The following is a 26,568-nucleotide window of genomic DNA, read 5'->3' as shown; positions in this document are numbered from 1 at the left end:
GCCTGAGGCCACGGACGTGGCCGATGGCCACACGCGGCAAACGTGCAAGTTTAATTCAGGCAACGCCGCGTCACGTGCGGCACCAGCCGGCAAACGCAGTCAGGCCTGGTCAACCAGGATGACGTGGACGCGGTACGGCCCGTGGGCGCCCAGCACGATGGTCTGCTCGATATCGCCGGTTCGCGAGGGGCCGCTGATGATGTTGGTCGCGCGCGGCAGTTGGCCACGCTCGCTGCGCACCAGCGCAAAGGCGTCTTCCAGGCTGTCGACGATGCGCGACACCGGCACCACCGCGATATGCGTCTCGGGCAACAGCGCCGCCGAGGCAAATGTCTCCGGCCCTGACAGCAGCATCAGCGAGCCGGTCTCGGCAATGGCACAGAAGCAGCCGGTGATGCCGACCAGGTCACCGTGATCACGGTCGGCCTGCGGGTCGCGCACGGGAGGCCGGCATTCCACCGTCATGCCGTTTTCCTGCCACGGGAGCGTGCCGAGCGCATCCCAGGCCACGGCCTGGTGCACCAGGTTCAGGCTGCCCAGGAAGCGCGCGGCGGCGGCGGGCACGTCCGCCAGCGTGGCCACACGATCGACCGTGGACGCCATGCGCTGCGCCTGCTCGATGAAGGCTTCGGTCCGGTCCGGCCGCGCGGCCGGGCGGGGCCCTTGCGGATGGCGCGCGAGGTAGTCGGCAACGGCTTCGCGCTCGCCGCTGGTCACCTTGGGCGGATGCCCTTGCGCGGCGCGGATACGGGCAAAGATGCGGTCACGGGCGTTGTTGGTTTCCATATGGCCTGGCGTGGTCCGCCCACGGAAAATGCGGGGCAATGCACGCCATTATAGAGTGGCGCACCCTCCCGCTCGTGTCCCGGAGCAGTTGAAGATTGCTATGCAGGCGCCTGAACGTCGAACACCTGGCGCAGGTAGGCCAAGTAGCCGGGATCGTCGCACATGGTCTTTTCCGGCGTATCCGACAGCTTGGCCACCGGCTGCCCGTTGCAGCGGACCATCTTGATGACGATCTGCAGCGGCGTATAGCCAAGGTCATTGGTCAGGTTCGTGCCCACGCCGAATGCCAGCCGGCAGCGGCCATGAAAGCGCTCGTACAGTTCGATCACGCGCGGGATATCGAGGCTGTCGCTGAAGATCAGCGTCTTGCCGAGCGGATCGACGCGGTTGGCTGCGTAGTGTGCCAGCATCCGCTCGCCCCACAGGAGGGGGTCGCCGGAATCGTGCCGCACGCCGTCGAATAGCTTGCAGAAGTACAGGTCGAAGTCGCGCAGGAACGCGTCGAAGCCGTAGGTGTCCGACAGCGCGATGCCCAGGTCGCCGCGGTATTCGCGCGCCCAGTTCTCGAGCGCGAAGACCTGCGAATCGCGCAGGCGCGGGCCCAGCGCCTGGCATGCCTGCAGGTACTCATGGGCCATGGTGCCGAGTGGCACCATATTGTGCAGGCGCGCGAAATGTACGTTGCTGGTGCCGGCCAGTTGCGGCCCCAGCATGTTGCGTGTCGCCAGCAGGATCTCTTCCTGCCAGTCGCGCGAGAAGCGCCGGCGGGTGCCGTAGTCCGCGATTACGCAATCGCGATATTTCGGCGCCTGCAGCAACGCGAGCTTCTGCGCCAGCCGGCGGCGGCCTTCGGCAAGGCCAGGCTTGGGCTGCGTGCGGCGGAAATAGACCTCGTTGACGATGGCCAGCAGCGGCACCTCGAACAGGATGGTGTGCAGCCACGGGCCACGGATCGCAATCTCGATTTCGCCATTGCACTGCGGCGCTGGCGTGATTGACACGTACTTCTGGTTCAGGTGGAACAGCGCGAGGAAATCGACGAAATCGCTCTTGATGAAGCGCATGCCGCGCAGGTAATCGAGCTCCGCCTCAGTGAAGCGCAGGCTGCACAGGTGCGCCACCTCCGCGTGGATCTCGTCGATATACGGAGTCAGGTCAACGCCCGCGTTCCGGCACTTGAAGCGGTACTCGACATGCGCCTGCGGGAAATGGTGCAGCACCACCTGCATCATCGTGAACTTGTACAGGTCGGTGTCGAGCAGGGATTGGATGATCATGACGGGCCAGACGGCGATGCCGGTTCAGGCACACATGCTAACCGAAGTCCGGCCTTGCGGGCGGGCATGCGGTTGAAAGCCCACTGTCAGCTGCCGTCGAGAAAAGGTTGCGAGCGCCGCAGTGTCGGGACGCCCTGCAAACACCACAAGGGACGGCCATCGCTGGCCCGGCAGGAGATGAGCGTTGCCGCGGCACGCGGCACATGCACCGGCAACGGGTCGGCAAAGGCGCCGCTCTCCGCCATGATGCGCTCGGCATAGACCTGGCGTCCCGAGCGCTGGAAGGTCAGCACCTGCACCATCTGGCCGGCTTCGGGCTGCAGTTCGGGGCCGCACGGCAGCAACCCGGCACGGCCGCAACTGGCCATGGCGTCTCCCGCCGGCGCCCGGGTGACGCTGAAGCTCTCCCAGTCGAAGCTCGTCAGTGCCGCCAGCGTCACCGGCTGGTCCGAGCGCATGCGCCATGCCACCAGCCGGGACACCACGCTATCGGCCATCGCATGCTCCGACAGCGTCTGCGCGCCCGCGCCGGACGGCAACGCGGTCGCCAGCATGTGAAGCCCGAGCAGCCCGGACAGCGCGCGGCGACGCACCCGCCTGCCGAAATCCCACGGACCAAAGCGCTGCTGGCAAGGCATGGCGATCTCCTCGTAATCGTCCCGACGGTGCGATGTGACGGCGGCAAGTGCATCCGGCACCATGGCATCGTGCCATCGCCGGCCTGCCCGGCACAGACCTGTGCGCGATCAAATATACATAAAGAAATAAGAAAACTATCTGATCCAGCTATATAGACCCGCTATCCTTGCCAGAAGGCTCGGATACAATATCGGTTTCTGAAAGGCCACGGCAGGCGCTCGCCCCGTGCATACCGCCACTGGCGGAAATGCCCGGTCCGGCGCTGGCATAGAAGCGGCCGAAACCAGTTTCCCATCAAAAGCCGACCTGTTTTCCTGGAACCGAAATGACTCACGTTGTCACCGAATCCTGCATCCGTTGCCGCTATACAGACTGCGTTGACGTGTGTCCGGTCGATTGTTTCCGTGAAGGCCCGAACTTCCTGGCCATCGACCCGGATGAGTGTATCGACTGCGCGGTGTGCGTGGCCGAATGCCCGGTGAACGCCATTTACGCCGAGGAAGACGTCCCGGGCGACCAGCAGCAGTTCATTGACCTGAACGCCGAGCTGGCCCGCAACTGGCCGTCCATCACCAAGACCAAGGCCCCGCTGGCCGAGGCCGAGGAGTGGAAGGACGCGACCGACAAGCTGCAATACCTGCAGCGCTGAACCGACTAGAAAGCCGTCCCCACGCGCTTTCCGCAATGCCGGGCACCCGGTGCCCACAACGTATCAGGACGAATATGGACTTGAGCATTCCCAATCCCGTTGCCGACACGACGAAAGCTGCCGCCAGCAACACCGCCGGCGGCCAGCCGCTGGAAATCGACGCACTGATCGTCGGTGCCGGCCCGGTCGGCCTGTTCCAGGTGTTCGAGCTGGGCCTGCTCGAAATCAAGGCGCACGTCATCGACTCCCTCAAGGTGGTCGGCGGCCAGTGCGTGGAGCTGTATCCGGACAAGCCCATCTACGACATCCCGGCCGTGCCCAGCTGCACCGGTCAGGAACTGACCGACAACCTGCTCAAGCAGATCGAGCCATTCGAGCCCACCTTCCACCTGGGCCAGGAAGTCTCCGTGGTGGAGCGCCGTGAAGACGGCCGCTTCTTCGTCGAGACCTCGCTCGGGACGCGGTTCATCACCAAGACCATCTTCATCGCCGCGGGCGTGGGCTCGTTCCAGCCGCGTACGCTGAAGGTCGACGGCATCGACAAGTTCGACGGCAAGCAGCTGTTCTACCGCGTCAAGGATCCGAGCCGCTTCCACGGCCGCAACCTGGTGATCGTCGGTGGCGGCGACTCGGCGCTGGACTGGACGCTGGACCTGGTCGGCAAGGCGGAGTCCGTGGTGATGATCCACCGCCGCGACGGCTTCCGCGCCGCCCCGGCCTCGGTCGCCAAGATGAAGGAACTGTGCGAACAGATGGAAATGCAGTTCCTGGTCGGCCAGATCGGCGGCTATGAAGAGAAGGACGGCGTGCTCACCGAGATCAAGGTGACCGGCGCCGACGGCGTGACCCGCCGCCTGCCGGTGGACGACCTGCTGGTGTTTTTCGGCCTGTCGCCGAAGCTCGGCCCGATCGCCGAATGGGGCCTCGACCTCGAGCGCAAGCAGATCAAGGTGGACACCGAGAAGTTCCAGACCAATATCCCGGGCATCTTCGCGGTGGGCGACATCAACACCTATCCCGGCAAGAAGAAGCTGATCCTGTCGGGCTTCCACGAGGCCGCGCTGGCCGCGTTCGGTGCTGCACCGTATATCTTCCCAGAGAAGAAAATCCACATGCAGTACACCACCACCTCGCCGAAGCTGCACAAGGTACTCGGCGTGGAATCGCCGGTGTTCGACTGATCACGGTCCGAACAACATCGATCGAAGAAAAAGCCGCCGTTCCGGCGGTTTTTTCTTTTTGGCGCGCAGGCCGAGGCGTCGCTATAATTCGGCCTCGCTGTTGAATGCAATGCACCGGAGCCCGCCAGCCAGGCACTCCCGCAGCGCAGCCCGCTGCAGCCAGTCACCTCGCCAGACCCGGCCGGCAGAAATAAAAATGCCAAAAGGGGTTGACGAGAAAACGAGAAGCTGACTATAATCTCTTTCTCTGCTGTTCCCCGATAGCTCAGTCGGTAGAGCGACGGACTGTTAATCCGCAGGTCCCTGGTTCGAGCCCAGGTCGGGGAGCCAACCGATACAAGACGAAGGCCGATGCGCAAGCATCGGCCTTTTTCTTTGTGGTGGTCCGGTTCGCCGACAGAAGCCAATGCGATAAAGATCGCCCTACCCCGCAAACCGGTAGCCGAGCCCGACTTCGGTCAGCAAATGCACCGGCTGCGCAGGATCCGCTTCCAGCTTGTGCCGCAGGTGGCCCATATAAACCCGCAGGTACTGACTGCTTTCGGAATGCGAAGGCCCCCACACCTCGCGCAACAGCTCGCGGTGCGTCATCACCTTGCCGCGATGCGCGATCAGCACCGATAACAGCCAGTACTCGATCGGCGTCAGGTGCACCGGTTCCCCGGCGCGCGTGACCATGCGATTGGCGAGATCGACCTGCACCTCGCCAAAGGCGATCTGCGTGGACCCATGCGGATTCGACCGCGCATGCCGTCGCAGCAGCACGCGCAGGCGCGCAACGAGTTCGCCCACACCGAATGGCTTGGTCAGGTAGTCGTCGGCGCCGGCATCGAGTGCACCGATCTTGTCCTCCTCGCCGCTGCGCGCGGACAGCACCAGAATCGGCACTTCGGTCCAGGTGCGCACCTCTCGGATCAGGTTGACGCCATCGCCGTCGGGCAGGCCAAGATCAAGGACCACCAGGTCCGGTTGGCGCGTGCCGGCTTCGATCAGGCCGCGCTTGAGCGTTTCCGCCTCATGCACCATACAGCCTTCGGCCTGCAGGGCCGTGCGCACGAAGCGGCGAATATGGGGTTCGTCCTCGACCAGCAGCACCGTGGGCGAAAACTCGAAAGGCATCTGTTGCACTCCGTCTGTGTGGGATTACGCGAGGATATCCGCCGCCTCCGGCTCGATCACCGGCGGATTGCCGCGCGGCAGGGCCACAACGAAACGCGCGCCGATACCGACCCCGGCCGTAGCCGCATCGCGTACGGGCTCGACCCAGATGCGGCCACCATGCGCCTGCACGATCGCGTCGCAAACAGCAAGGCCAAGGCCCACGCCCGTTGTCACCGATTCGCGCTCGCCCCGTGTGAATTTCTCGAAGATCTGCCGTTCGCTGCCGGCCGGCACGCCGGGGCCGTCATCCTCCACCACAAGGCGTACCTCGTCGTCCACGGCCTCGGCGCCGATGCGGATCTCGGTCCCGGCCGGCGTGTACTTGGCAGCGTTCTCCAGCAGGTTGCACAGCACGCGATCCATCAGCACGGCATCGCACTCGATCAGCGGCATCGCGGACAGGTCAGCCACCACGATACGATGCCCGGCCAGCGCGTCGCGCAATGCGCCCAGGGCCGCGCCGACAAGCTCTTCGAATGATTGCCATTCCTTCTGCATGCGCACGTCCCGTCCCTGCAGCCGCGCCATGTCCAGCAGGTTGACCACCATGGTGCTCATGCGCCGGGCCTGGTCGCGCATCGCGGCCACCGTATCGGCAACGCGCGGCGCAAGCGGCGGATCGCCACGCTGCAGCGTCTCGGCCATGCCGATGAGGCTGGTCAGCGGCGTGCGCAGGTCATGCGACACCGCGGCCAGCAACGAGCTGCGCAGCCGCTCCGATTCCATCGACAGCAGCGCCTGCTGCGCGACGTCGACATAATGCAGCCGCTCGATCGTGATGGCAATCAGCGTCGCGAACACATCGACCTGGCGCCGCAGTGCCGGCTGGGCAAATGCACGCCAGGCCTGCGGTTCCACCGCGAGCACGCCGCGCGTCTGCATGGGCGCCTTGAGCGGCAGGTACAGCACGGTGCCGGCCGGCAGCGTGTGGGTGCCTGTACCGGCCGGCTGGCCGTGGTCGAACACCCATTGCGCGAGCACGCGGTCGATCGCGTCACCGTGCGCATCGGCCTGTCCCTGCGCGTCGATGGCAGCCGGCAGCAGGCGGCCGTCCGGCCCGACGAAGAAGAATGCCGAGCGCGCATCGAACGCCGCGCGCAGGAAGCGGCTGCCGATCGAAACGATCTGCTCGGTCATCAAGGACGACGACAGCTCGCGTGCGAGTTCGTACAGCGTGCGCGCGTCGGTCTCGCGCTGTACCGCGACTTCCGCCTGTTCGCGCAGTCCGGCCGTGAGCTGGCCAATCACGAGGCCCACCGACAACAGCACCAGGAACGTCAGCAGGTACTGCACATCGCTCACGCCAAATGACAGCCGGGGTGGCACGAAGAAGAAGTCGAAGGCACCAACGGCAATCACCGAGGCCAGCGCCGCGGCCGCGCGGCCATGGCGCAGTGCTACCCCGACTACCGCCACGAGGAACAGCATGGCGATATTGACGAGGTCGAACCACGGCCGCGCGAGCGTCGACACCACCGTCGCGCCGGCGCACCATGCGACGGCCCACAGGTAGGACTGCATGCGGACACGGCGTTCGTGCGCGTGCGCGGCCTCGCTTTCCTCGACCGGCGCCGGAGCGCTGGCGGGCTTGACGTCGACGCGCGCGGTGTCCGCCGCGACGCGCATCACGTCGATCTCGGGGCAGGCGGCAGACAGCGCATCGGCGAAGCTCTTGCGGCCGAACAGCCACGCCCGCGCGCCCAGAAACGGCGACAGCACCCAGGCCAGCAGCGAGCGCCCCTGCATCAGCAGCGAATCATCTTCGCGCCGCCATCGCGTCGGCGTGCGGCCAAGCACGACCTTGGTCAGGTTATGCCGCCGGACATAGCCGGCCACAGCCTGCACCATGTCGCTGCCAGCAAGCGTCTCGGTGCGCGAACCAAGCTCCTCGGCCAGCCGCATCGCCGACTCCAGCCGCGCGCGCTCGGTATCGCGCACGGAGGCCAGCCGTGGTGCCGCCACCGTGATCACATGGCAGTCGCAATCGAGCTGCCCGGCCAGCCGGCGCGCGCTCCTGACGACCTGCTCGGCGTCGCTGCCAGTGCCGATGCAGGCCAGCACCGCCTCGCGCGTGCGCCACACCGACTGGATCGATTCGGCGCGGCGATAGGCCCGCACATCGTCATCGACACGGTCCGCTGTCCGGCGCAATGCCAGTTCGCGCAACGCAATGAGGTTGCCCTTGCGGAAGAAGTTGCGCACCGCGTGACGGGCCTGCTCAGGCAGATAGACCTTGCCCTCGCGCAGGCGTCGCAGCAACTCGTCGGCGGGGAGGTCGACCAGGATCACCTCGTCCGCGCTGTCGAACACGGCGTCCGGCACAGTTTCCCAGACACGGATGCCGGTGATACCGCCCACTGCCTCGTTGAGACTGTCCAGATGCTGCACATTGACGGTCGTCCAGACATCGATGCCAGACGACTGCAACTCCTGGATGTCCTGCCAGCGCTTCGGATGGCGGCTGCCCGGGGCATTGGAATGGGCCAGCTCGTCGACGAGAACCAGTGCCGGACGACGCGCCAACGCACCATCGAGATCGAACTCCCTGAGCACGCGGTCCCGGTACGGCACCTCCTTCATCGGCAGGCGCTTGATGCCGTCGATCAGCGCCTCGGTCTCGGCACGGCCATGCGTCTCGACCACGCCGATGACCACGTCCACGCCCTGCTCGCGCAGCGACCGCGCGGCGGCCAGCATGGCAAAGGTCTTGCCCACGCCGGCCGAGGCACCGAAGTAGACGCGCAGCTTGCCCCGCGCAGCGCGCGCGCCCTCCTCCCGCATGCGTTGCAGCAGGCTGTCCGGGTCCGGACGTTCAGCGGGAGATCGTAATTCGGGCATGGTCAGCTGCGCCGCCCGGCGCGGGGGCAGGCGCAGTCAGATTGTGCCACGCGTACTGCGTGCCTATTTGCCGGATGCTGCATCCAGCGCCAGGTTCAGCTTCAGGACATTGACGCCAGCATCACCGAGAACCTCCAGCAGCGGCGATTCGGTATTTGCCTTGATCAGTTCCTGTACCTTCGCCAGCGGCAGCCCGCGCAGCCGCGCCACGCGCGGCGCCTGGTAGTCCGCCGCCGCAATGCTGATGTGCGGATCGAGCCCGCTGCCGGACGCGGTGACAAGGTCGACCGGCACCGCTGCCTTGTTGTCCGGATCCACCGCACGCAACGCCTCGATGCGGGCGCGCGCCGCATCGGTCAGCGCCGGGTTGCTCGGGCCCAGGTTGGAGCCCACCGATGCCGCGCCGTTATACGGCATGGGCGCCGTTGCAGACAGGCGGCCCCAGAAATACTTCGGGTCCGAGAACGGCTGGCCGATCAGCGACGACCCCACCGCCTTGCCGTCTCTGACGATCAGCGAGCCGGCCGCCTGCACCGGAAAGACCGCCTTCGAAATCGCGGTGATCACGCCGGGATACAGCAACCCCGTCAGCAGCGACAGCGCGACGAAGACGACCAACGCCGGCCGCAACAATCCGCCTTGCAGCGGCACCGACGGCGCGGTTTGCGTGGATTGCAATTGCGTATTCATGGATCCCTCTCGATGCAGGAGTACGGTCAGACCCAGCCCAGCAGGGCCAGCACCAGGTCGATCAGCTTGATCCCGGCAAACGGCACCAAGATGCCACCAAGGCCGTAGATCAGCAGGTTGCGTCGCAGCAGCACCGCCGCACCAAGCGGCCGGTAGGCCACGCCCTTAAGCGCCAGCGGGATCAGCGCAACGATGATCAGCGCATTGAAGATCACCGCCGACATAATGGCCGAGGCCGGCGTGCTCAGTCCCATCACGTTCAGCAGGTTGAGCTGCGGATAGGTCGTGGCAAAGGCCGCCGGAATGATGGCGAAGTATTTCGCTATGTCGTTGGCCACGCTGAACGTGGTCAGCGAACCGCGCGTCATCAGCATCTGCTTGCCGATCTCGACGATCTCGATCAGCTTGGTCGGGTTGCTGTCGAGATCGACCATGTTGCCGGCCTCTTTCGCCGCCTGCGTGCCGCTGTTCATCGCCACGGCGACGTCGGCCTGGGCCAGCGCCGGCGCGTCGTTGGTGCCGTCGCCGGTCATCGCCACCAGGCGGCCCTCGCCCTGGTACTGGCGGATCAGCTTGAGCTTGGCCTCGGGCGTCGCTTCGGCGAGGAAGTCATCGACGCCGGCTTCGGCCGCGATGGTCGCTGCGGTGAGCCGGTTGTCGCCGGTGATCATCACGGTCTTGATACCCATCTTGCGCAGTTCGGCGAAGCGTTCGCGGATGCCCGTCTTGACGATGTCCTTGAGCTCCACCACGCCAAGCACGCGCACGTTGCCGTCGGATTCCTCGGCCACGACCAGCGGCGTGCTGCCCGCGCGGGCAACATCGTCCACGGCCTGCATCACGGCCTCCGGGAACTTGCCCGCGCGTTCGGTCACGAAGCGGCGCACCGCATCGGCGGCGCCCTTGCGCACGATGCGTTCGCCATCAACATCACAATCACCATTACGCAGGTCCACGCCGCTCATGCGCGTCTGCGCGGTGAACGGCACGAACACCAGCCGCAGCACCGCCATGTCCGGTGCTGCAACGCCCGGCTGCTGACGCGCCAGCGTCACGATGCTGCGGCCTTCGGGCGTCTCGTCGGCCAGCGACGACAGCCATGCCGCCTGCGCGAGCTGCTGGGCAGAGATGCCCGGTGCCGGCACAAAGCGCGCAGCCTGCCGGTTGCCATGCGTGATCGTGCCGGTCTTGTCGAGCAGCAGCACGTCCACGTCGCCTGCGGCTTCCACCGCGCGGCCCGAAGTGGCAATGACGTTGGCTTCCATCATGCGGCTCATGCCCGCCACGCCGATCGCCGACAGCAGGCCGCCGATGGTGGTCGGGATCAGGCACACGAGCAGCGCGACCAGCACGGTGATGGTCACAGGCAGCCCTGCATTGGTGACCAGCACGCTGTAGAGCGAGAAAGGCAGCAGCGTGGCAGTCGCGAGCAGCAGCACGATAGTCAGGCCCACCAGCAGGATCGTCAGCGCCAGCTCGTTGGGCGTCTTCTGCCGCTTGGCGCCCTCGACCATGCTGATCATGCGGTCGATGAAGCTTTCGCCCGGGTTGGTGGTAATGCGCACCACGATCCAGTCGGAGAGCACGCGCGTACCGCCGGTCACCGACGAGAAGTCGCCGCCCGATTCGCGAATTACGGGCGCCGATTCGCCGGTGATGGCACTTTCGTCCACCGACGCCACGCCCTCAATTACCTCGCCGTCGCCGGGGATCATGTCGCCGGCCTGGACATGCACGATGTCGCCCCGCCGCAGGGTGGTGGCCGCGCGCGTTTCCGTCGCGCCGCCACGCTTGCCGTCCACCAGCACGCGCGCCATCGCGGTCGTCTTCAGTCCGCGCAGCGATTCGGCCTGCTGCTTGCTGCGCCCTTCGGCCAGCGCCTCGGCAAAGTTGGCGAACAGCACCGTGAACCACAGCCAGACCGAGACGGCCAGGATGAAGCCGGCACTTTCCCCGCCGGCCGCCGGCGAAGCCAGCGCCTTGAGGAACAGGATCGTGGTCAGGATGCTGCCCACGTACACCACGAACATCACCGGGTTGCGCACCTGCTCGCGCGGCGACAGCTTCTTCAGCGCGGCCACCAGGGCTGGCTTGACGAGGTCTGCGGCGAACAGGCCACGCCGCGGCGGGCGATGATGGTGCTGGCCACGCGGACGATTGGCGGCGCCCGATGACGTAGCAGCCTTCTCCGCTGATGCATTGGCTCTGGATGCGGCGCCGCCAGCCTTGCTCTGCGTCGCCATGGATTCTTGTTGCATGCGTTTCTCCGCAATACCCTTACTTGGCAATCGCCGTTACCGCGCCCTGCAGTTGCTCGGCAACGGGCCCCAGTGCCAGGGCCGGAACATAGGTCAGCGCCCCCACGAGCAGCACCGAGCCGACCAGCAGCACCACGAACAGCGCGCCGTGCGTCGGCATGGTGCCGCCCGTCACCGCCAGGCGCTTCTTCGCCGCTAGCGAGCCGGCCAGCGCGAGGACCGGGATGATGATCCAGAAGCGGCCGAACCACATCGCCGCAGCCAGCAGGGTGTTGTAGAACGGCGTGTTGGCGGACAGGCCGGCAAAGGCGCTGCCGTTGTTGTTGGCCGCCGAGGACAGTGCATAGAGGATCTCGGAAAAGCCGTGCGTGCCCGGGTTGAATACGCCCGCCCTACCCGCCTCGGTCATCACCGCGATCGACGCGCCGACCAGCACCAGCAGCGGCGTGACGAGGATCGCGACCGCGGTCATCTTCATCTCGTAGGCCTCGATTTTCTTGCCCAGGTACTCCGGCGTGCGTCCGATCATCAGGCCGGCGATGAACACGGCCAGCACCGCGTACACGAGCATGCCGTAAAGCCCGGAGCCGACGCCGCCGAACACGACCTCGCCAAGCTGCATCAGCAGCATCGGCACCAGTCCGCCGATGGCGGTGAAGGAGTCATGCATCGCATTGACCGCGCCGCACGACGCCGCTGTGGTGATGGTGGCGAACAGCGCCGACGCCGCAATGCCGAAGCGCGTTTCCTTGCCTTCCATGTTTCCGCCGGCCTGCAGCGCCGAAACGGCATGATCGACCGGCAGGTCCGCCAGCGCCCCATTGGCCTGCAGCTCGGACATCGACGCCACGCATGCCATGGCCACGAAGATCACAGTCATCGCGGCCAGCACCGCCACACCTTGGCGCCGGTCCTTCACCATCTCGCCAAAGGTGAAGCACAGCGCGGCGGGAATCAGGAAGATGGCCAGCATCTCGATCAGGTTGGTGAGCGCGTTCGGGTTCTCATACGGATGTGCCGAATTCGCGTTGAAGAAGCCGCCACCGTTGGTGCCGAGCATCTTGATCGCTTCCTGCGAGGCCACCGGGCCCATCGCCAGCGTCTGCTTGTCCGTCTTCAGGTCTTCGGTGACGGGCTTGCCTTGGGCATCGACCACAGGCTGCCCCGCCGCATCGACCTTGGGCTGGCTGTATTCGACGGGCGTCACCAGGCTGACTTCCTTGTAGCTGTCGAAGTTCTGAATCACGCCCTGGCTGACCAACGCCAGCGCGATCACCGTCGCGATGGGCATCAGCACATACAGCGTGCTGCGCGTCATGTCGACCCAGAAGTTGCCGATGGTCGCGCGGCTCTGCCGGGCAAAGCCGCGAATCAGCGCGAACACCACTGCAATGCCGGTTGCCGCAGAGACGAAGTTCTGCACGGTGAGCGCCAGCATCTGCGTCAGGTAGCTCATCGTCGACTCGCCCGCGTAGCCTTGCCAGTTGGTATTGGTGACAAAGCTGATGGCCGTGTTGAAGGCCGAGTCCGGCGTCACAGCGCCGAAGCCCTGCGGATTGAGCGGCAGGTAGCCCTGGAACCGCTGCAGCGCGTAGACCGCGACCACGCCAAGCAGATTGAATGCGAGCACGGCGACCGTGTACTGCTTCCAGCCCATTTCGGCATCGGCGCGCACGCCGGCGAGCTTGTAGAGCGCGCGTTCGAGCGGACGCCCCCACGCGGTCAGCTTGCAGGCACCATCCTCCATCGCCCGCCGTATGTAGCGGCCAAGGAACGGCGCAACGGCAAACAGGATCGCCAGGTACAGGGCCAGCAGCCCCAGGAATTGGGTCGACATCAGAATTTCTCCGGGCGGAACAGCGCAATCAGGAGATAGATAAAGATCAGCGCGGCCAGCGCGCTGCTCAGCAGGTCAGCCCAGTCCATCACAGCCCCCTGTCGGCAGCGCTGTGCTTGCCCGGTACTGCATGGTGCTGCAGGCCGCCATGCGGCGCGGCTGACCCCGTCCCGTCAGTGCCAAGCGCGGCGCAGAGCCGTAGCAATGCCGCGCTGGCGGCGGCGAAGAGGATCAAGACGATCAGAAAGACCCCGTCCATGTCTGAAGCCATCCGTGAGTGATTGACACTGGCAGCTTAGGGATCGACCGGTAAAAACGGGGTAGAAAGTGACGCAGGGGATATAAAGAAGATATAAAGGCGGAGAGGGTGGCATGAGCTTTCCGCCGGCACCGTCTCTTCGCCCCATGGCACCCGGTTCTGGCGTATCATCGGCCCTCGTTTGTGCCAGAGCTTTGTGCATCGCGCATCGCAAATGCAGGCCTGATCGCCGCGTACCTCACGCGAATCGCGGCACATTCTTGACATTTGCGTCGTATACGTGCCATAGTTACGGGCGTATAGCTTTTTACGGAAACCGGTACTGCCAGGCTCCCTTGTACAAGGAACCCGGCGCTATCACCCCTGACACTGGCTGCACGGACTCACAGGTCCACATCTTTCAGGTTCGCGGGGGTGCACCAGGGCGATCTGCCCCGCGTGCAATACCAGCCGCTTCGGCGGCCGCAGTTTCCCCCTCGTTTGAACCAGCCGCCTGTGCGGCAATCCCCTAAAGGACTGAATTGACTAAGATCGTCTTGAAACCCGGTGAGCCGGTTGAAGTTGCAATGCGTCGCTTCCGTCGCGCCATTCTGCAGACTGGCCTGATCGTTGAGCTGAAGAGCCGCACCGCCTACGAAAAGCCCACGACCGAGCGCAAGCGCAAGAAGAAGGCCGCCGAAGCGCGCCTGCGCAAGCGTCTGCGCATGCAAATGCTGCCGAAGAAGCTCTACTGATTCGGTTCAGGCCTCAAAAAAAACCGCCAGCATGCTGGCGGTTTTTTATTGCCCTGCATCTGGCACCTTCGCACTCGAAGCGGCGTCCGGACCATAGTGCAGTGCAGCACAGGTCATGCGCGACGATGACCGGCATAATGGCGGATATTGCGCCCGCCGGCGCGCCAACCGTTTTCTGCCTTGACTGCCATCCTCGAGTTGCGCAAGGTGCGCAAGCAATACGGTGATACCGTCGTCGTCAACGACCTCGACCTGCAGGTGCACCGCGGCCAGTGCTTCGGGCTGCTCGGGCCCAATGGTGCCGGCAAGACCACCACGCTGCGACTGCTGCTGGGGCTGACCACGCCGGCAGGCGGATCGCTGACGCTGTGCGGAGAGCCCATTCCCGAGCGCGCCCCGCAGGCACGCATGCGCGTAGGCGTGGTACCGCAGTTCGACAACCTGGACCCGGATTTCTCGGTCATCGAGAACCTGCGCATCTTCGGCCGCTACTTCGGCCTGTCCTCGGCCGTGATCGAGCGCCGCGTGCCTGCCCTGCTCGAATTCGCGCGGCTCGAGAATCGCGCCAATGCCCAGGTGCGCGACCTGTCCGGCGGCATGCGCCGGCGCCTGACCGTGGCGCGCGCGCTGATCAACGACCCGGACCTGCTGATCATGGACGAGCCCACCACCGGGCTCGACCCGCAGGCCCGCCACCTGATCTGGGAGCGGCTGAAGTCGCTGATTGCCAGCGGCAAGACCATCTTGCTGACCACGCACTTCATGGAAGAGGCCGAACGCCTGTGCAATTACCTGTGCGTGATCGATGGCGGACGCAAGATCGCCGAAGGCAAGCCGCACGAACTGATCGACAGCCAGATCGGCTGCGACGTGGTCGAGGTCTACGGCGATGAACTGGACACGCTGCGCGGCAGCCTGACACCGCTGGCCGAGCGCACCGAAATGAGCGGCGAGACGCTCTTCTGCTACGTGCGCGAGCCCGCTCCGCTGCTGACCACGCTGCACGGCAAGAGCGGCGTACGCTACCTGCACCGTCCGGCTAACCTCGAGGACGTATTCCTCAAGCTGACCGGCCGCGAGATGAGGGACTGACATGAGCGAACAGGATCCGCGCCCTGACACGGCCACCGCAGAAGCGGGCCAGGCCGGGGCCAGCGCCGGTGGCACCACGTCGCGGCAGCACTACCCGCAGCCGCTGCTGCCGCGCAACATGCGCAACTGGATGATGGTCTGGTACCGCAACTACATGGTGTGGAAGAAGCTGGCCGTCCCATCCTTGATCGGCAACCTGGCCGACCCGATGATCTACCTGTTCGGCCTTGGCCTCGGGCTCGGCTTGCTGGTCGGGCAGGTGCATGGCGTCTCGTATATCGCCTTCCTGGCAGCCGGCACCACGGCATCGAGCGTGATGATGTCGGCAAGCTTCGAGTCCATGTATTCCGCGTTCTCGCGCATGCACGTGCAGCGCACCTGGGAGGCGATCATGCATGCGCCGCTGACGCTCGGCGACGTGGTGCTCGGAGAGATCCTGTGGGCCGCCAGCAAGGCGGTGCTGTCCGGGCTGGCGATCATGCTGGTGGCGGGCGCGCTCGGCTATGCGCACATGCCGGGCTCGCTGCTTGCACTGCCCGTGATCGTGCTGGCCGGCATCACCTTCGCCAGCCTGGCGATGATCGTGACGGCGCTGGCCCCCGGCTATGACTTCTTCATGTTCTACCAGACGCTGGTCATCACGCCGATGCTGCTGCTCTCCGGGGTGTTCTTCCCGCTGGAGCAATTGCCCGAGGGCGCGCGGGCAGCCACCAATGTCCTGCCACTCGCGCATGCGGTAGCGTTGATCCGGCCGCTGATGCTGGGACGCCCGATCGACAGCGCCGCGCTGCACATTGCCGTGCTGGCCGCTTACGCCATTGTCGCGCTGGTGCTTTCGCTGGTACTGTTGCGGCGCCGCTTGCTGCGCTGAGGCACGCAAGCGGCCGGTTGCCCGGGCCCGATGACCCGGCGCCTACCCATGTGCCCACGGGCAGCCCTGCATGCCATTTCCGTTTTCCGGTTTTCCCCGATCCTCACAACGGGCTGCCCGCCTCGCCGCCGCGCTGCTGCTCGCGCCCGCAGCAGCAGGCGCCTTGCTGGCAGGATGCAGCATCGTCGGGGCAACCGTCGCCGTTGGCGGCGCTGCCGTCTCCACGGCGGCAACGGTGGGCTCCGCGGCCATAAGCGTTGCGTCGACAGCAGTCGAAGCCACCTATGACGTGACCAAGGCAGGCGTCAAGGCCGTGGCCGGCAGCGACAACGAGACACCGGCCCAAACGCCCTGAGCCGGCACAGCGCTTTCGTCTTACTCGCCCAGTCCGCGCAGCAGATCGGCCTTCAGGTCGGCCACCGACTCCAGGCCCACCGCAAGGCGGATCAGTCCCTCGGTGACGCCGGCGGCCGCCTTGGCCTCGGGGCTTACGCGAGCATGCGTGGTCGTGTACGGATGCGTGATGGTGGTACGCGTGTCGCCGAGGTTGCCGGTGATCGAGCACAGCCGGGTGTTGTCGATCACACGCCAGGCATTCGCACGCTGCTGCTCGGGCGTGGCGCCCTTGAGTTCGAATGACACGATGGCCCCGCCACCACTCTGCTGGCGCATGGCGATCTCATGCTGCGGATGCGACTTGAGCGCCGGGTGGAACACGCGCGCCACCGCCGGGTGCGACTCGAGGAACTCGGCAAGCACGAGCGCATTTGTCGAATGCCTCTCCATGCGGATCGCCAGCGTTTCCATGCCCTTCAGGAGCACCCAGGCGTTGAACGCCGACAGCGTCGGGCCGGCGGTGCGCACGAACGGGAACACCTTGCCCATGATGAAGTCGTGCGAGCCGAGCACCGCGCCGCCGAGCACGCGGCCCTGCCCGTCGATATGCTTGGTCGCCGAATGCACCACGATGTCTGCGCCGAACTTGATCGGCTGCTGCAGCGCCGGCGAACAGAAGCAGTTGTCGACGACGAGTTGCGCGCCGGCATCGTGCGCGATCTCCGCGACTGCCGCGATGTCGGCCACTTCCGTCAGCGGATTGGACGGGGTTTCCAGGAAGAACATCTTCGTGGTCGGCCGCACTGCCGCGCGCCATGCGTTCAGGTCGCCAGGATCGACGAAGGTGGTCTCCACGCCGAACTTCGAAAAGATGTTCCCGAACAGCGTCATGGTCGAACCGAAGATCGCACGCGAGCTCACCAGGTGGTCGCCCGCCTGCAGCAGTGACATCACCACCGACAGGATCGCGCTCATGCCCGACGCGGTCGCCATGCAGGACTCCGCGCCCTCCAGCGCCGCCAAGCGCGACTGGAACATCGACACCGTCGGGTTGGTGAAGCGCGAGTAGGTGAAACCTTCTTCCGAGTTAGCGAAGCGTTCGGCCGCTTCCGCGGCGCTGTGGAAGCAGAAGCTCGAGGTCAGGTACATCGCCTCGGAATGCTCCATGTATTCGCTGCGCAGCGTGCCGGCGCGCACGCCGAGGGTGTCGATGCCAAGCGATTCGGGATTGAGCGGTTCGTTCATGCTGGTGGCGCGGTCGTACCCGCGCGAATGCAGTGGTTTCAACAAGCCGGCGACAAGCTTCCGGCCATGAAAAAAGCCCGTGCGATCGGGTAGTCGGATCGACGGGCTTGCGTGTTCTGCGGATACCTCGGGACTTCACGGCGGCAGCCGGATGTTCGCTCTCTGACGGCTATCTCTTTAGCTGTTTCGGGCAGGACCCGCGTCCGCAAGCTGACTGTCAAATCGACGCCCGGCCATGTTACGGCCGGGCCTCGCATTCGTCAACGCGCGCGGAGCCGGCGCGGCTTACTCGTTGTCGCCCGAACGCTGCAGGTGCAGTTGCGAGCGCTCCATGTCGCCATTGCCCTCGCGATCGGCCTGGCTGCGCGCCGTTTCCAGGCGGTCCAGGTAGGCCTCGTCGATGTCGCCGGTAATGTAGCGGCCGTCGAAGCACGAAGCATCGAAGTCGTTCAGCGCGGGGTTGATGTCGCGCACCGCCTGCTTCATCGCTTCCACGTCCTGGTACACCAGCTTGTCGGCGCCGATGATCTTCGCGATCTCTTCGTGCGTGCGGCCATGCGCGACGAGTTCGCTGCGCGTCGGCATGTCGATGCCGTACACGTTCGGGTACTTCACCGGCGGCGCGGCCGATGCGAAGATCACCTTGTTGGCGCCCGCGTCGCGCGCCATCTGCACGATCTCGAACGAGGTGGTGCCACGCACGATCGAGTCATCGACGATCAGCACGTTCTTGCCCTTGAACTCGACTGCCATCGCATTGAGCTTCTGGCGCACCGACTTCTTGCGCACCGCCTGGCCCGGCATGATGAAGGTGCGGCCCACGTAGCGGTTCTTGAAGAAGCCTTCGCGGTAGCCCACTCCCAGCTTGTTGGCCACCTGCATGGCGGCCGGGCGGCTGGAGTCGGGAATCGGCATGACCACGTCGATGTCGCCGGCCGATACTTCCTGGCGGATCTTCTCGGCCAGGTAGTCGCCCATGCGCAGGCGGGCATCGTAGACGGGCACGCCATCGATACACGAATCCGGGCGAGCCAGGTAGACGTACTCGAAGATGCACGGCGTCAGCACCGGGTTGTCGGCACACTGCTTGCTGTACAGCTTGCCGTCCAGGTCGATGAAGATGGCCTCGCCCGGCGCGACATCGCGCTCCATGTGGTAGCCGATGCCTTCCAGCGCCACCGACTCCGACGCCACCATCCATTCCTTGCCGGTCGGCGTATCAACGCTGCCCAGGCACAGCGGACGGATGCCGAACGGGTCGCGCACGGCCAGCATGCCGTAGCCGGCGATCTGCGCGGCAATGGCGTACGAGCCCTTCACGCGGCGGTGCATGCCGGCCACGGCCTTGAAGATGGTTTCGGGGTCCAGCGCCATGCCCTGGCTGGCACGCTGCAATTCATCCGCCAGCACATTGAGCAGCACCTCGGTGTCGGAGTGCGTGTTGATGTGGCGGCGATCGCGGCGGAACATCTCTTCGCGCAACTGCTGCCAGTTGGTCAGGTTGCCGTTGTGCGCCAGGATAAGGCCGTATGGCGCATTGACGTAGAACGGCTGAGCCTCTTCTTCACTGGAGGCCGAGCCCGCGGTCGGGTAGCGCACCTGGCCGATGCCGGCGGTGCCCGGGAGGCCACGCATATTGCGGGTCCGGAACACGTCGCGCACAAGGCCGTTGGCCTTGTGCATGTGGAAGGTACTGCCGTTGGCGGTGGCGATGCCGGCAGCATCCTGTCCGCGGTGTTGCAACAACAGCAGGCTGTCGTAAATCAGTTGATTGACGGGCGAGGTGGAGACCACGCCGACGATACCGCACATGCCAAGCTCCCAGGAAAGGCTTTGATTCAGGGGCGCAGCCCAGTCCTGAGGACAAGGCCTGCGTTTCGTACCGGCCAGGCATGGGTACCGGGCCTCAGTGTCATGTCTTGACGTACTTCGCCAGCTCCGGTGGCAGCCATGGCTTGAGGGATTCCATGGCCTGCATCACATAAGGGCGGCTTACCGCGTCGCGCCAGAATTCCTCTTCCGGCAATTTCGTCAGCCCGGCCAGCATGACCAGCAGCATGACCAGCAGCGCACCGCGCAGCAGGCCGAACACCAGCCCGAGACCGCGGTCCGCCGGCTTCAGGCCGGTGCTCTCCAGCAACTGGCCGATCACGGTACCCGCCAGCGCCGCGCCGATCACAGTGCCGATCAGCAACGTCACGAAACCCAGCGCGTGGCGCGCGATCTCGCCGCCGGGCAGCGATTCCGGCATCCAGCCAGCGGCCACCCCGCCAAAGCGGTAGGCCACCCAGAACGCCACTACCCAGCCGATCAGCGACAGCACCTCGCGGACCAGTCCGCGCAGCACGCCGATCAAGCCGGAAGCGAGCAGGATGAAGACGACAGCGTAGTCGAAAAAAGTCGGCTGCATCATTGCTGGCGGCCGCCTCACGCGGCCGCGCGGGCTTACTGTTCCACCACCTTCGATGTCAGCCCGGCCGCGCGCACGCGCTTGTCAGCGGCATCGGCAGCATCACGGTCACTGAAGGGGCCCGCGCGCAGCAGGATACGCTCACCATCGGCCAGGACTTTCCGTTCCACATACGCCGGCACCTTGCTCGCCTTGAGCTTGGCCAGCCAGTTCTTCGCCTTGTCCTCGGAAGAGAAGGCGCCAATCAGGATCAGGTACTTGCCGCTGCCTTGCGGCTTGGCATCCGCCGCCTTGGTCTCGGCGGGCCTGGTATCAGCGCGGGCTGCCGGCTTGTCTGCCACGGCGGCCGGCTTGGGCGGAGCACTGACCAGCTCCTCGCCGGCATCGAGCGCTTCTGCGCTGTCGCCACGGGCCTGTTGGGACTGAGGGGCCGGCGGCAGCGGATCTGCCTTGCGCGCTTCGACCTTTGGCTTCTGCGCGCCCTGCCCGCCCGTGACTTTCACCGACACGTCATCGGACACTGGGCGCGGCTTGGTTTCGAAGATGATCGGCAGCACGATGACCGCAGCCACCACCAGCACCACGGCGCCGATCAGGCGGCGGCGTGCGCGCTGCTTCTGGGGGAATTCTGGATCCAGCGTGTCATCGGCATATTCCTCCGCGAGCCGGCGTGACGAGGCGATACCTGCACCAGGGTCGGTACGCTGGCGGCGCGCACGCTCGGGTGCCGGGTCGTTGCCCTTGCGGGAAGAAAACAGCGAAAGCAGGCCCATAGATAGGTTCGGTGCGGCGGCCTTCCGTTTGAGTCCGTGTCGGCCGCTGGTTTGTCGCTCGATTGCCGCACGACCGCTGCGCTACCACATGGTCGCGTCGGCGCGCGGTACCGCTAGTTTGCCTGCGTGGCGCGGTAAGCCATCACGCCGGCAACGGTATAGAACGATCCGAAGACCAGAATTCTATCATTCTCGGTCGCTCTCTCGATGGCATCGCGGTAAGCGGCTTCTGGACTGGAAAAGCAGGCGGCCGTGGCATCCGGCCCGGGCTGGAAACCGCCTTCCTCGAGCTTGTGCAGCAAGTCGGCGGCGCTCGCGGCACGCTCGGTCGGCAGGTCGCACAGGCACCAGTGATCGACCTTGTCGGCCACCTGCCGCAAAACGCCCGCGAGATCCTTGTCCTGCATCGCGCCGAACACCGCATAGGTGTAGCGGAAGAAGCCCATGTTTTCGAGATTCTGGCCCAGGGTGGCCGCCGCATGCGGGTTATGCGCCACATCGAGGATCACCGCCGGACGGCCCGGCAATACCTGGAAGCGCCCCGGCAGTTCGACGAAGGCCAGGCCGTTGCGCACTTCCTGCGCGCTCACGGGCAGGCGCGAGCGCATTGCCTGCAGGGCAGCAAGCGCCGCCGATGCGTTCAGCAACTGGTTGGCGCCGCGCAGCGCCGGGTAGCCAAGGCCATTGAGCTTGCGCTCGCGCCCACTCCAGTCCCACTGCTGGCGCTCCTGGCCCTTGGCGGCCTGGTGCCGGAAATCGCGCCCGACCAGCCAGAGGTCGGCGCCGATGGCCTCCGCATGTTCGACCAGCGACTTGGGCGGCACCGGGTCGCCGCAGATCGCCGGCACGCCGGGACGGAAGATGCCGGCCTTCTCGAAGCCGATCAGCTCGCGCGTGTCGCCGAGGTACTGTGTGTGGTCGATGTCGACGCTGGTGATGATCGCGCAGTCCGTATCGATCACGTTGACGGCATCGAGCCGGCCGCCCAACCCCACTTCGAGCACCATGGCATCGAGCCCGGCCGCCGCGAACATATGGATGATGGCGAGCGTGGTGAACTCGAAGTACGTGAGGCTGACCGGGTCGGCAAAACTCGTGCGGGCACGCTCCACCGCCTCGAAGTGCGGCAGCAGTTGCGCGTCCGTGGCGAATTCGCCATTGATTCGGGCGCGCTCGTTGAACGACACCAGATGCGGCGACGTATGGCAGCCCACCTTGTAGCCCGCCTCCAGCAGGATGCGCTCCAGCATGGCGCAGGTCGAGCCCTTGCCGTTGGTACCGCCGACCGTGAACACCACGGCATCGATGCGCAGGCCCAGCGCTTCCTTGACGCGCGTGATACGGGTCAGGCCCATGTCGATGCCCACGGGATGGGCGGTTTCGAGATGGGCAAGCCATTCGGGAAGGGTATGGAAGACAGGCATTTAAGGAGGGGGATGCTTTGCTTCTAGATTTGGCCAGCCGGCCCGAAAGTCAAGTTCGCTGCCGCCACTTCGGCGGCGCCAGCAAAAGCAAAAGGCGCGTCAACCGCCCGCGCCCTTGCTTGTGCCATCAAGGCGGTCTTACGCGACCGCGTCCGCAGGCTGCTTCTGCAGCAGCGCCAACAGCTGCGCCAGTTCGGCGCGCAGCTTGCGGCGGTCGACGATCATGTCGATGGCGCCCTTCTGCAGCAGGAATTCCGAGCGCTGGAAGCCTTCGGGAAGCTTCTCGCGCACGGTCTGCTCGATCACGCGCGGACCGGCAAAGCCGACCAGCGCCTTGGGCTCGGCAATCACCACATCGCCGAGGAATGCGAAGCTCGCGGACACACCGCCCATGGTCGGGTCGGTCAGCACGCTGATGAACGGCAGCTTCGCCGCGGAGAGCTGGTTCAGCATGGCCGTGGTCTTGGCCATCTGCAGCAGCGACAGCAGGCTTTCCTGCATGCGCGCGCCGCCCGTGGCGGTAAAGCAGATGAACGGCACCTTCTGCTCCAGCGCCGCCTGGGCACCGCGCACGAAGCGCTCGCCGACCACGGAGCCCATTGAGCCCCCCATGAACTCGAACTCGAAGCAGCTCGCCACCACCGGGATGGTGTGGATGGCGCCGCCCATCACGACCATCGCATCGGTCTCGCCGGTGTCCTCCATGGCAGCCTTGATGCGGTCGGGATACTTCTTGCTGTCCTTGAACTTGAGCGCATCGACCGGCACGATTTCCTGGCCGATCTCATAGCGGCCTTCGGCGTCGAGCAGCGCGTCCAGGCGCTCGCGCGCGCTGATGCGCATGTGGTGGTCGCACTTCGGGCAGACGTGCAGGTTGGCCTCGACGTCGGTCCGGTACAGGGTGGACTCGCACGACGGGCACTTGACCCACAGCCCCTCTGGAATGCCCTTGCGGGTGCGGGGGTCGGTCTGTTGAATCTTGGGAGGCAGGAGTTTATCCAACCAGCTCATGAAAGCTCCTTTCGGATAGCTGCCGCGCGCCGTAGCTACGCATCGGCCCGGCGAGAACCGGGGAACGGCAGGGAATCAACCTGAGAATTTACCACGCCGGCAAGGTTCGACCGAAGCAGAACGCGCATCGCGCGCACGCTTCAGCACTTTTTCACGGCATCAAAGCCGATTATTGATCACTTCAAGCGTCCAGCGCCTGGCGAATCCCGGCGATGAACGAACGCAGCGATTCTACCGCCTGGTCGCGCGGCGCATCTTCGAGCAGCTGCACCAGGCGGCTACCGATCACCACGGCATCGGCCACGCCGCCGATGGCGCGCGCGGTCTGGGCGTCGCGGATGCCGAAGCCCACGCCGACCGGCAGGTTCACATGCTTCTTGATCAGCGGCATACGTTCGGCCACGCTGTCCAGGTCCAGCGTGGCCGAACCGGTCACGCCCTTGAGCGAGACATAGTAGACATAGCCGCTCGCCACCTTGCCCACGGCCGCGATGCGGTCGTTGGTCGAAGTCGGCGCCAGCAGGAAGATCGGGTCGATGCCATTGTCACGCATCAGCGCGGCAAAGGACTCGCACTCTTCGGGCGGATAGTCGACCACCAGCACGCCATCCACACCGGCTTCGCGCGCGGCCAGGGAAAACGCCGCTTCGCCCATGCGCTCGATCGGATTGGCATAGCCCATCAGCACGACAGGCGTATCGGCATTGGTCTGACGGAATTCGCGCACCCATTGCAGCACCTGCGTGAGCGACACGCCATTGGCCAGTGCGCGCTCGGAAGCGCGCTGGATCACGGGGCCGTCGGCCATCGGGTCCGAGAACGGCACGCCCAGCTCGATCACGTCGGCGCCGCCGGCGACAAGCGCGTGCATCAGTTCCACCGTCAGTCCGGGCTCCGGGTCGCCTGCGGTGATGAACGGAATCAGGCCCTTCTTGTTCTGCGCGGCCAGTGCCGCGAATGTCTTCTGGATGCGGGACATATCAGGGAATCAGGTGAGGCAGCTGCGCCGACGATTCCTCGTCATTGGCAGCCGCCGATGTTGGGTTGCGGTCCGCCACGGACCTGGCCAGTTGCACGGCCGCGTCTACACGCCCGCGCGCCACCTCGACATACTCGGGATTGATCTCGAAGCCCACGAAGCGCCGGCCATGGCGCAGGCATGCCACCGCAGTGGTGCCGCTGCCGGCGAACGGGTCCAGCACCAGTCCGCCCGGCGGGCAGCTCGACAGCACCATGCGCTCGACGATCTCCAGCGGCTTCTGCGTGGGATGGTTGGCCCGCTCCGGATCCTGCCGGTGGATGCGCGAAATGCTCCACAGGTCCTTCGGGTTGTAGCCAACCTCCAGCCACTTCTTGCCTTCGAAACGGGGGCGGCTGCGCGCCTTCTTGGTCTCCGGGTCGTACGGGATGCGCACGGGATCCAGGTCGAAGTAGTAGTCGCGCGCCCTGGCGAAGAAGCCGATGTTGTCGTGCACCGACGAGAACTTGCGCGTGGTGCCGCCCATGCTCGGCACGCGGCGGTCCCAGATGATCTCGTTGATCATGGTCAGGCGGCGCTTGAGCATCACGAACAGCTCGGGCGAATACTGCCAGGTGCAGAACAGATACAGCGTGCCCTTCGGGGCCAGCTTGGGGCAGACGGCATCCATCCAGCGCTCGGACCACTCCAGGTAAGCCTGGCCCGAAAGCAGGTCGGAATCGTTGCCGTAGTCCTTGCCCAGCCCGTAGGGCGGATCGGCGACGACAAGGTCGACCGAACCGTCCGGCAGGCGCGCAATGCCTTCGAACATGTCTTCCTGGAACAGCTGCAGCGTGGGCGCATCCGGCGCGCCGGGCAGGTCCGAAGCCCCGCCCAGGGCCAGTTCCGCCGGTACGGAAGGTGGCAGCGCGCGCATCAGAGCTTGAGCCCCGAACGTTCGGCCACGGTGTGCATGTCCTTGTCGCCGCGGCCGGACAGGTTCACCAGCAGCAGCTTGTCCTTGGGCAGCGTCGGCGCCAGCTTGCACGCGTAGGCGATGGCGTGGCTCGATTCCAGTGCCGGGATGATGCCCTCGATGCGGCAGCAGTCATGGAAAGCCTTGAGCGCCTCTTCATCGGTGATCGGCACGTACTGTGCGCGGCCGCTGTCCTTGAGCCAGGCATGCTCGGGGCCTACGCCCGGATAATCCAGGCCGGCCGACACCGAGTGCGTCTCGATGATCTGGCCGTTCGGGTCCTGCAGCAGGTAGGTCCGGTTGCCGTGCAGCACGCCGGGCGTGCCGCCGATCAGCGCCGCCGCGTGGCGGCCGGTGTCCAGGCCATCGCCAGCGGCTTCCACGCCAATCAGTTGCACGTCCTTGTGCTCGATGTACGGGTAGAAGATGCCCATCGCATTGGAGCCGCCGCCCACGCAGGCGATCACGGCATCCGGCTGGCGCCCGGTCATCTCGGGCATCTGCACCTTGGCTTCCTCGCCGATCACGCATTGGAAATCGCGCACCATCATCGGGTACGGGTGCGGGCCGGCTACGGTGCCGATGATGTAGAACGTGGTCTCGACGTTGGTCACCCAGTCGCGCATGGCTTCATTGAGCGCGTCCTTGAGCGTGCGCGAGCCGCTTTCCACCGGCACCACGGTGGCGCCCAGCAGCTTCATGCGGTAGACGTTGGCAGCCTGGCGCTTGACGTCCTCGGAGCCCATGTAGACCACGCACTCCATGCCGAAGCGCGCGGCAATCGTGGCCGTGGCCACGCCGTGCTGGCCGGCGCCAGTCTCGGCGATCACGCGCTTCTTGCCCATGCGCTTGGCCAGCAGCGCCTGGCCGATCACGTTGTTGATCTTGTGGGCGCCGGTGTGGTTCAGGTCCTCGCGCTTGAGGTAGATCTGCGCGCCGCCGAGCAGCTCGCTCCAGCGCTGCGCATGGTAGATCGGCGACGGACGGCCGACGAAGTGCTTCAGTTCGCGGCGGAATTCGGCGTCGAAATCAGCGTCTTTCTGGTAATGGGCATAGGCCTCGCGCAATTCATCGAGCGCGTGGACCAGCGTCTCGGAGACGAAGGTGCCGCCATAGGGGCCGAAATGGCCACGGGAATCGGGCAGGTCGTACATGTCTGGGCT

The 26,568-nt window shown here is 65.6% G+C and carries 24 protein-coding genes and 1 tRNA gene; 7 read left to right on the top strand and 18 right to left on the bottom strand.

What is annotated here, in order from left to right; all coding sequences use genetic code 11:
• Positions 1-99: 99 nt before the first annotated feature.
• From LDO29_RS10145 to LDO29_RS10135, 3 genes are all read right to left on the bottom strand, one after another.
• Positions 100-786 carry a LutC/YkgG family protein gene (locus LDO29_RS10145; RefSeq protein ID WP_224079665.1) on the bottom strand — a complete coding sequence of 229 codons (687 nt, stop codon included), beginning with the start codon at positions 784-786 and terminating at the stop codon, positions 100-102.
• Positions 787-884: 98 nt separating this feature from the next.
• On the bottom strand, positions 885-2,063 hold the full coding sequence (gene pncB, locus LDO29_RS10140; RefSeq protein ID WP_224079664.1) for a nicotinate phosphoribosyltransferase: 1,179 nt from the start codon (positions 2,061-2,063) through the stop codon (positions 885-887).
• Positions 2,064-2,149: 86 nt separating this feature from the next.
• Entirely contained in the window at positions 2,150-2,701 is a 552-nt protein-coding gene (locus tag LDO29_RS10135; protein WP_224079663.1) for a hypothetical protein, read from the bottom strand.
• Between the two features lie 326 nt (positions 2,702-3,027).
• Between LDO29_RS10135 and fdxA the strand changes: the two genes are divergently transcribed.
• The 3 genes from fdxA to LDO29_RS10120 all read left to right on the top strand — a co-directional run bounded on the left by fdxA (position 3,028) and on the right by LDO29_RS10120 (position 4,862).
• Positions 3,028-3,351, top strand: a complete 324-nt coding sequence (gene fdxA / locus LDO29_RS10130; protein ID WP_010814656.1) for a ferredoxin FdxA — start codon at positions 3,028-3,030, stop codon at positions 3,349-3,351.
• A 74-nt stretch (positions 3,352-3,425) separates the two neighbouring features.
• Positions 3,426-4,532 carry an NAD(P)/FAD-dependent oxidoreductase gene (locus tag LDO29_RS10125; RefSeq protein WP_224079662.1) on the top strand — a complete coding sequence of 369 codons (1,107 nt, stop codon included), beginning with the start codon at positions 3,426-3,428 and terminating at the stop codon, positions 4,530-4,532.
• Positions 4,533-4,786: 254 nt separating this feature from the next.
• A tRNA-Asn gene (locus tag LDO29_RS10120) sits at positions 4,787-4,862 on the top strand.
• A 93-nt stretch (positions 4,863-4,955) separates the two neighbouring features.
• Here the strand turns inward: LDO29_RS10120 and kdpE are convergent.
• The 6 genes from kdpE to kdpF form a co-directional block, all read right to left on the bottom strand.
• On the bottom strand, positions 4,956-5,651 hold the full coding sequence (gene kdpE, locus LDO29_RS10115; RefSeq protein ID WP_224079661.1) for a two-component system response regulator KdpE: 696 nt from the start codon (positions 5,649-5,651) through the stop codon (positions 4,956-4,958).
• Positions 5,652-5,675: 24 nt separating this feature from the next.
• Positions 5,676-8,531, bottom strand: a complete 2,856-nt coding sequence (locus LDO29_RS10110; protein WP_224079660.1) for a DUF4118 domain-containing protein — start codon at positions 8,529-8,531, stop codon at positions 5,676-5,678.
• A 63-nt stretch (positions 8,532-8,594) separates the two neighbouring features.
• Entirely contained in the window at positions 8,595-9,221 is a 627-nt protein-coding gene (gene kdpC, locus LDO29_RS10105; RefSeq protein WP_224079659.1) for a potassium-transporting ATPase subunit KdpC, read from the bottom strand.
• Positions 9,222-9,247: 26 nt separating this feature from the next.
• Complete coding sequence (gene kdpB / locus LDO29_RS10100; protein ID WP_224079658.1) at positions 9,248-11,479, bottom strand: potassium-transporting ATPase subunit KdpB; 2,232 nt, start codon at positions 11,477-11,479, stop codon at positions 9,248-9,250.
• A 19-nt stretch (positions 11,480-11,498) separates the two neighbouring features.
• The gene (kdpA, locus tag LDO29_RS10095; RefSeq protein WP_224079657.1) at positions 11,499-13,316 is read right to left on the bottom strand and encodes a potassium-transporting ATPase subunit KdpA; all 1,818 of its coding nucleotides are present in this window, start codon (positions 13,314-13,316) and stop codon (positions 11,499-11,501) included.
• Complete coding sequence (kdpF, locus tag LDO29_RS10090; RefSeq protein ID WP_224079656.1) at positions 13,316-13,405, bottom strand: K(+)-transporting ATPase subunit F; 90 nt, start codon at positions 13,403-13,405, stop codon at positions 13,316-13,318. Before kdpF ends, kdpA begins: the two co-directional genes overlap by 1 nt.
• Positions 13,406-14,096: 691 nt before the next feature.
• On the opposite strand from kdpF, the gene rpsU reads away from it, so the two are divergent.
• The 4 genes from rpsU to LDO29_RS10070 all read left to right on the top strand — a co-directional run bounded on the left by rpsU (position 14,097) and on the right by LDO29_RS10070 (position 16,627).
• Positions 14,097-14,309: a 30S ribosomal protein S21 gene (rpsU, locus tag LDO29_RS10085; protein ID WP_008648415.1), complete on the top strand. Its 213-nt coding sequence runs from the start codon at positions 14,097-14,099 to the stop codon at positions 14,307-14,309.
• 180 nt (positions 14,310-14,489) lie between these two features.
• On the top strand, positions 14,490-15,401 hold the full coding sequence (nodI, locus tag LDO29_RS10080; RefSeq protein ID WP_224079655.1) for a nodulation factor ABC transporter ATP-binding protein NodI: 912 nt from the start codon (positions 14,490-14,492) through the stop codon (positions 15,399-15,401).
• A gap of 1 nt (position 15,402) precedes the next feature.
• Positions 15,403-16,272, top strand: coding sequence for an ABC transporter permease (locus LDO29_RS10075; protein WP_290369554.1), 870 nt, complete (start codon positions 15,403-15,405; stop codon positions 16,270-16,272).
• Between the two features lie 70 nt (positions 16,273-16,342).
• On the top strand, positions 16,343-16,627 hold the full coding sequence (locus LDO29_RS10070) for a hypothetical protein (protein ID WP_224079654.1): 285 nt from the start codon (positions 16,343-16,345) through the stop codon (positions 16,625-16,627).
• Between the two features lie 20 nt (positions 16,628-16,647).
• Here LDO29_RS10070 and LDO29_RS10065 read toward each other — a convergent pair whose 3' ends face one another.
• From LDO29_RS10065 to trpB, 9 genes are all read right to left on the bottom strand, one after another.
• The gene (locus tag LDO29_RS10065) at positions 16,648-17,853 is read right to left on the bottom strand and encodes an O-succinylhomoserine sulfhydrylase (RefSeq protein WP_224079653.1); all 1,206 of its coding nucleotides are present in this window, start codon (positions 17,851-17,853) and stop codon (positions 16,648-16,650) included.
• A 285-nt stretch (positions 17,854-18,138) separates the two neighbouring features.
• The gene (gene purF, locus LDO29_RS10060; RefSeq protein WP_224079652.1) at positions 18,139-19,665 is read right to left on the bottom strand and encodes an amidophosphoribosyltransferase; all 1,527 of its coding nucleotides are present in this window, start codon (positions 19,663-19,665) and stop codon (positions 18,139-18,141) included.
• Positions 19,666-19,765: 100 nt separating this feature from the next.
• A complete protein-coding gene (locus LDO29_RS10055) occupies positions 19,766-20,263 on the bottom strand; it encodes a CvpA family protein (RefSeq protein ID WP_224080036.1) in 498 nt (165 codons plus the stop codon).
• Positions 20,264-20,298: 35 nt separating this feature from the next.
• The gene (locus LDO29_RS10050; RefSeq protein WP_224079651.1) at positions 20,299-21,036 is read right to left on the bottom strand and encodes an SPOR domain-containing protein; all 738 of its coding nucleotides are present in this window, start codon (positions 21,034-21,036) and stop codon (positions 20,299-20,301) included.
• Positions 21,037-21,149: 113 nt separating this feature from the next.
• Positions 21,150-22,460: a bifunctional tetrahydrofolate synthase/dihydrofolate synthase gene (gene folC, locus LDO29_RS10045; protein WP_224079650.1), complete on the bottom strand. Its 1,311-nt coding sequence runs from the start codon at positions 22,458-22,460 to the stop codon at positions 21,150-21,152.
• 138 nt (positions 22,461-22,598) lie between these two features.
• The gene (gene accD, locus LDO29_RS10040; RefSeq protein ID WP_224079649.1) at positions 22,599-23,471 is read right to left on the bottom strand and encodes an acetyl-CoA carboxylase, carboxyltransferase subunit beta; all 873 of its coding nucleotides are present in this window, start codon (positions 23,469-23,471) and stop codon (positions 22,599-22,601) included.
• Between the two features lie 181 nt (positions 23,472-23,652).
• On the bottom strand, positions 23,653-24,450 hold the full coding sequence (gene trpA / locus LDO29_RS10035; protein ID WP_224079648.1) for a tryptophan synthase subunit alpha: 798 nt from the start codon (positions 24,448-24,450) through the stop codon (positions 23,653-23,655).
• 1 nt (position 24,451) lies between these two features.
• A complete protein-coding gene (locus LDO29_RS10030; RefSeq protein ID WP_224079647.1) occupies positions 24,452-25,366 on the bottom strand; it encodes a DNA-methyltransferase in 915 nt (304 codons plus the stop codon).
• The gene (trpB, locus tag LDO29_RS10025) at positions 25,366-26,559 is read right to left on the bottom strand and encodes a tryptophan synthase subunit beta (protein WP_224079646.1); all 1,194 of its coding nucleotides are present in this window, start codon (positions 26,557-26,559) and stop codon (positions 25,366-25,368) included. Before trpB ends, LDO29_RS10030 begins: the two co-directional genes overlap by 1 nt.
• Between the last annotated feature and the right edge of the window lie 9 nt (positions 26,560-26,568).

Source organism: Cupriavidus laharis, assembly GCF_914271435.1.
Taxonomy (GTDB): Bacteria; Pseudomonadota; Gammaproteobacteria; order Burkholderiales; family Burkholderiaceae; genus Cupriavidus; species Cupriavidus laharis.
The sequence above is the reverse complement of the archived record's forward strand: the minus strand, read 5'-3'. Positions and strand labels throughout refer to the sequence as shown.

What these genes read in the sequence shown, in the direction of transcription:
- folC (WP_224079650.1), bottom strand. Translation starts at nt 22,460, where the DNA reads ATGCCTGTCTTCCATACCCTTCCCGAATGGCTTGCCCATCTCGAAACC.
- LDO29_RS10125 (WP_224079662.1), top strand. Translation starts at nt 3,426, where the DNA reads ATGGACTTGAGCATTCCCAATCCCGTTGCCGACACGACGAAAGCTGCC.
- accD (WP_224079649.1), bottom strand. Translation starts at nt 23,471, where the DNA reads ATGAGCTGGTTGGATAAACTCCTGCCTCCCAAGATTCAACAGACCGAC.
- LDO29_RS10070 (WP_224079654.1), top strand. Translation starts at nt 16,343, where the DNA reads ATGCCATTTCCGTTTTCCGGTTTTCCCCGATCCTCACAACGGGCTGCC.
- LDO29_RS10030 (WP_224079647.1), bottom strand. Translation starts at nt 25,366, where the DNA reads ATGCGCGCGCTGCCACCTTCCGTACCGGCGGAACTGGCCCTGGGCGGG.
- trpB (WP_224079646.1), bottom strand. Translation starts at nt 26,559, where the DNA reads ATGTACGACCTGCCCGATTCCCGTGGCCATTTCGGCCCCTATGGCGGC.
- trpA (WP_224079648.1), bottom strand. Translation starts at nt 24,450, where the DNA reads ATGTCCCGCATCCAGAAGACATTCGCGGCACTGGCCGCGCAGAACAAG.
- LDO29_RS10075 (WP_290369554.1), top strand. Translation starts at nt 15,403, where the DNA reads ATGAGCGAACAGGATCCGCGCCCTGACACGGCCACCGCAGAAGCGGGC.
- LDO29_RS10050 (WP_224079651.1), bottom strand. Translation starts at nt 21,036, where the DNA reads ATGGGCCTGCTTTCGCTGTTTTCTTCCCGCAAGGGCAACGACCCGGCA.
- pncB (WP_224079664.1), bottom strand. Translation starts at nt 2,063, where the DNA reads ATGATCATCCAATCCCTGCTCGACACCGACCTGTACAAGTTCACGATG.
- kdpA (WP_224079657.1), bottom strand. Translation starts at nt 13,316, where the DNA reads ATGTCGACCCAATTCCTGGGGCTGCTGGCCCTGTACCTGGCGATCCTG.
- LDO29_RS10055 (WP_224080036.1), bottom strand. Translation starts at nt 20,263, where the DNA reads ATGCAGCCGACTTTTTTCGACTACGCTGTCGTCTTCATCCTGCTCGCT.
- kdpC (WP_224079659.1), bottom strand. Translation starts at nt 9,221, where the DNA reads ATGAATACGCAATTGCAATCCACGCAAACCGCGCCGTCGGTGCCGCTG.
- LDO29_RS10135 (WP_224079663.1), bottom strand. Translation starts at nt 2,701, where the DNA reads ATGCCTTGCCAGCAGCGCTTTGGTCCGTGGGATTTCGGCAGGCGGGTG.
- kdpF (WP_224079656.1), bottom strand. Translation starts at nt 13,405, where the DNA reads ATGGACTGGGCTGACCTGCTGAGCAGCGCGCTGGCCGCGCTGATCTTT.
- purF (WP_224079652.1), bottom strand. Translation starts at nt 19,665, where the DNA reads ATGTGCGGTATCGTCGGCGTGGTCTCCACCTCGCCCGTCAATCAACTG.
- LDO29_RS10110 (WP_224079660.1), bottom strand. Translation starts at nt 8,531, where the DNA reads ATGCCCGAATTACGATCTCCCGCTGAACGTCCGGACCCGGACAGCCTG.
- kdpE (WP_224079661.1), bottom strand. Translation starts at nt 5,651, where the DNA reads ATGCCTTTCGAGTTTTCGCCCACGGTGCTGCTGGTCGAGGACGAACCC.
- LDO29_RS10065 (WP_224079653.1), bottom strand. Translation starts at nt 17,853, where the DNA reads ATGAACGAACCGCTCAATCCCGAATCGCTTGGCATCGACACCCTCGGC.
- kdpB (WP_224079658.1), bottom strand. Translation starts at nt 11,479, where the DNA reads ATGCAACAAGAATCCATGGCGACGCAGAGCAAGGCTGGCGGCGCCGCA.
- LDO29_RS10145 (WP_224079665.1), bottom strand. Translation starts at nt 786, where the DNA reads ATGGAAACCAACAACGCCCGTGACCGCATCTTTGCCCGTATCCGCGCC.
- fdxA (WP_010814656.1), top strand. Translation starts at nt 3,028, where the DNA reads ATGACTCACGTTGTCACCGAATCCTGCATCCGTTGCCGCTATACAGAC.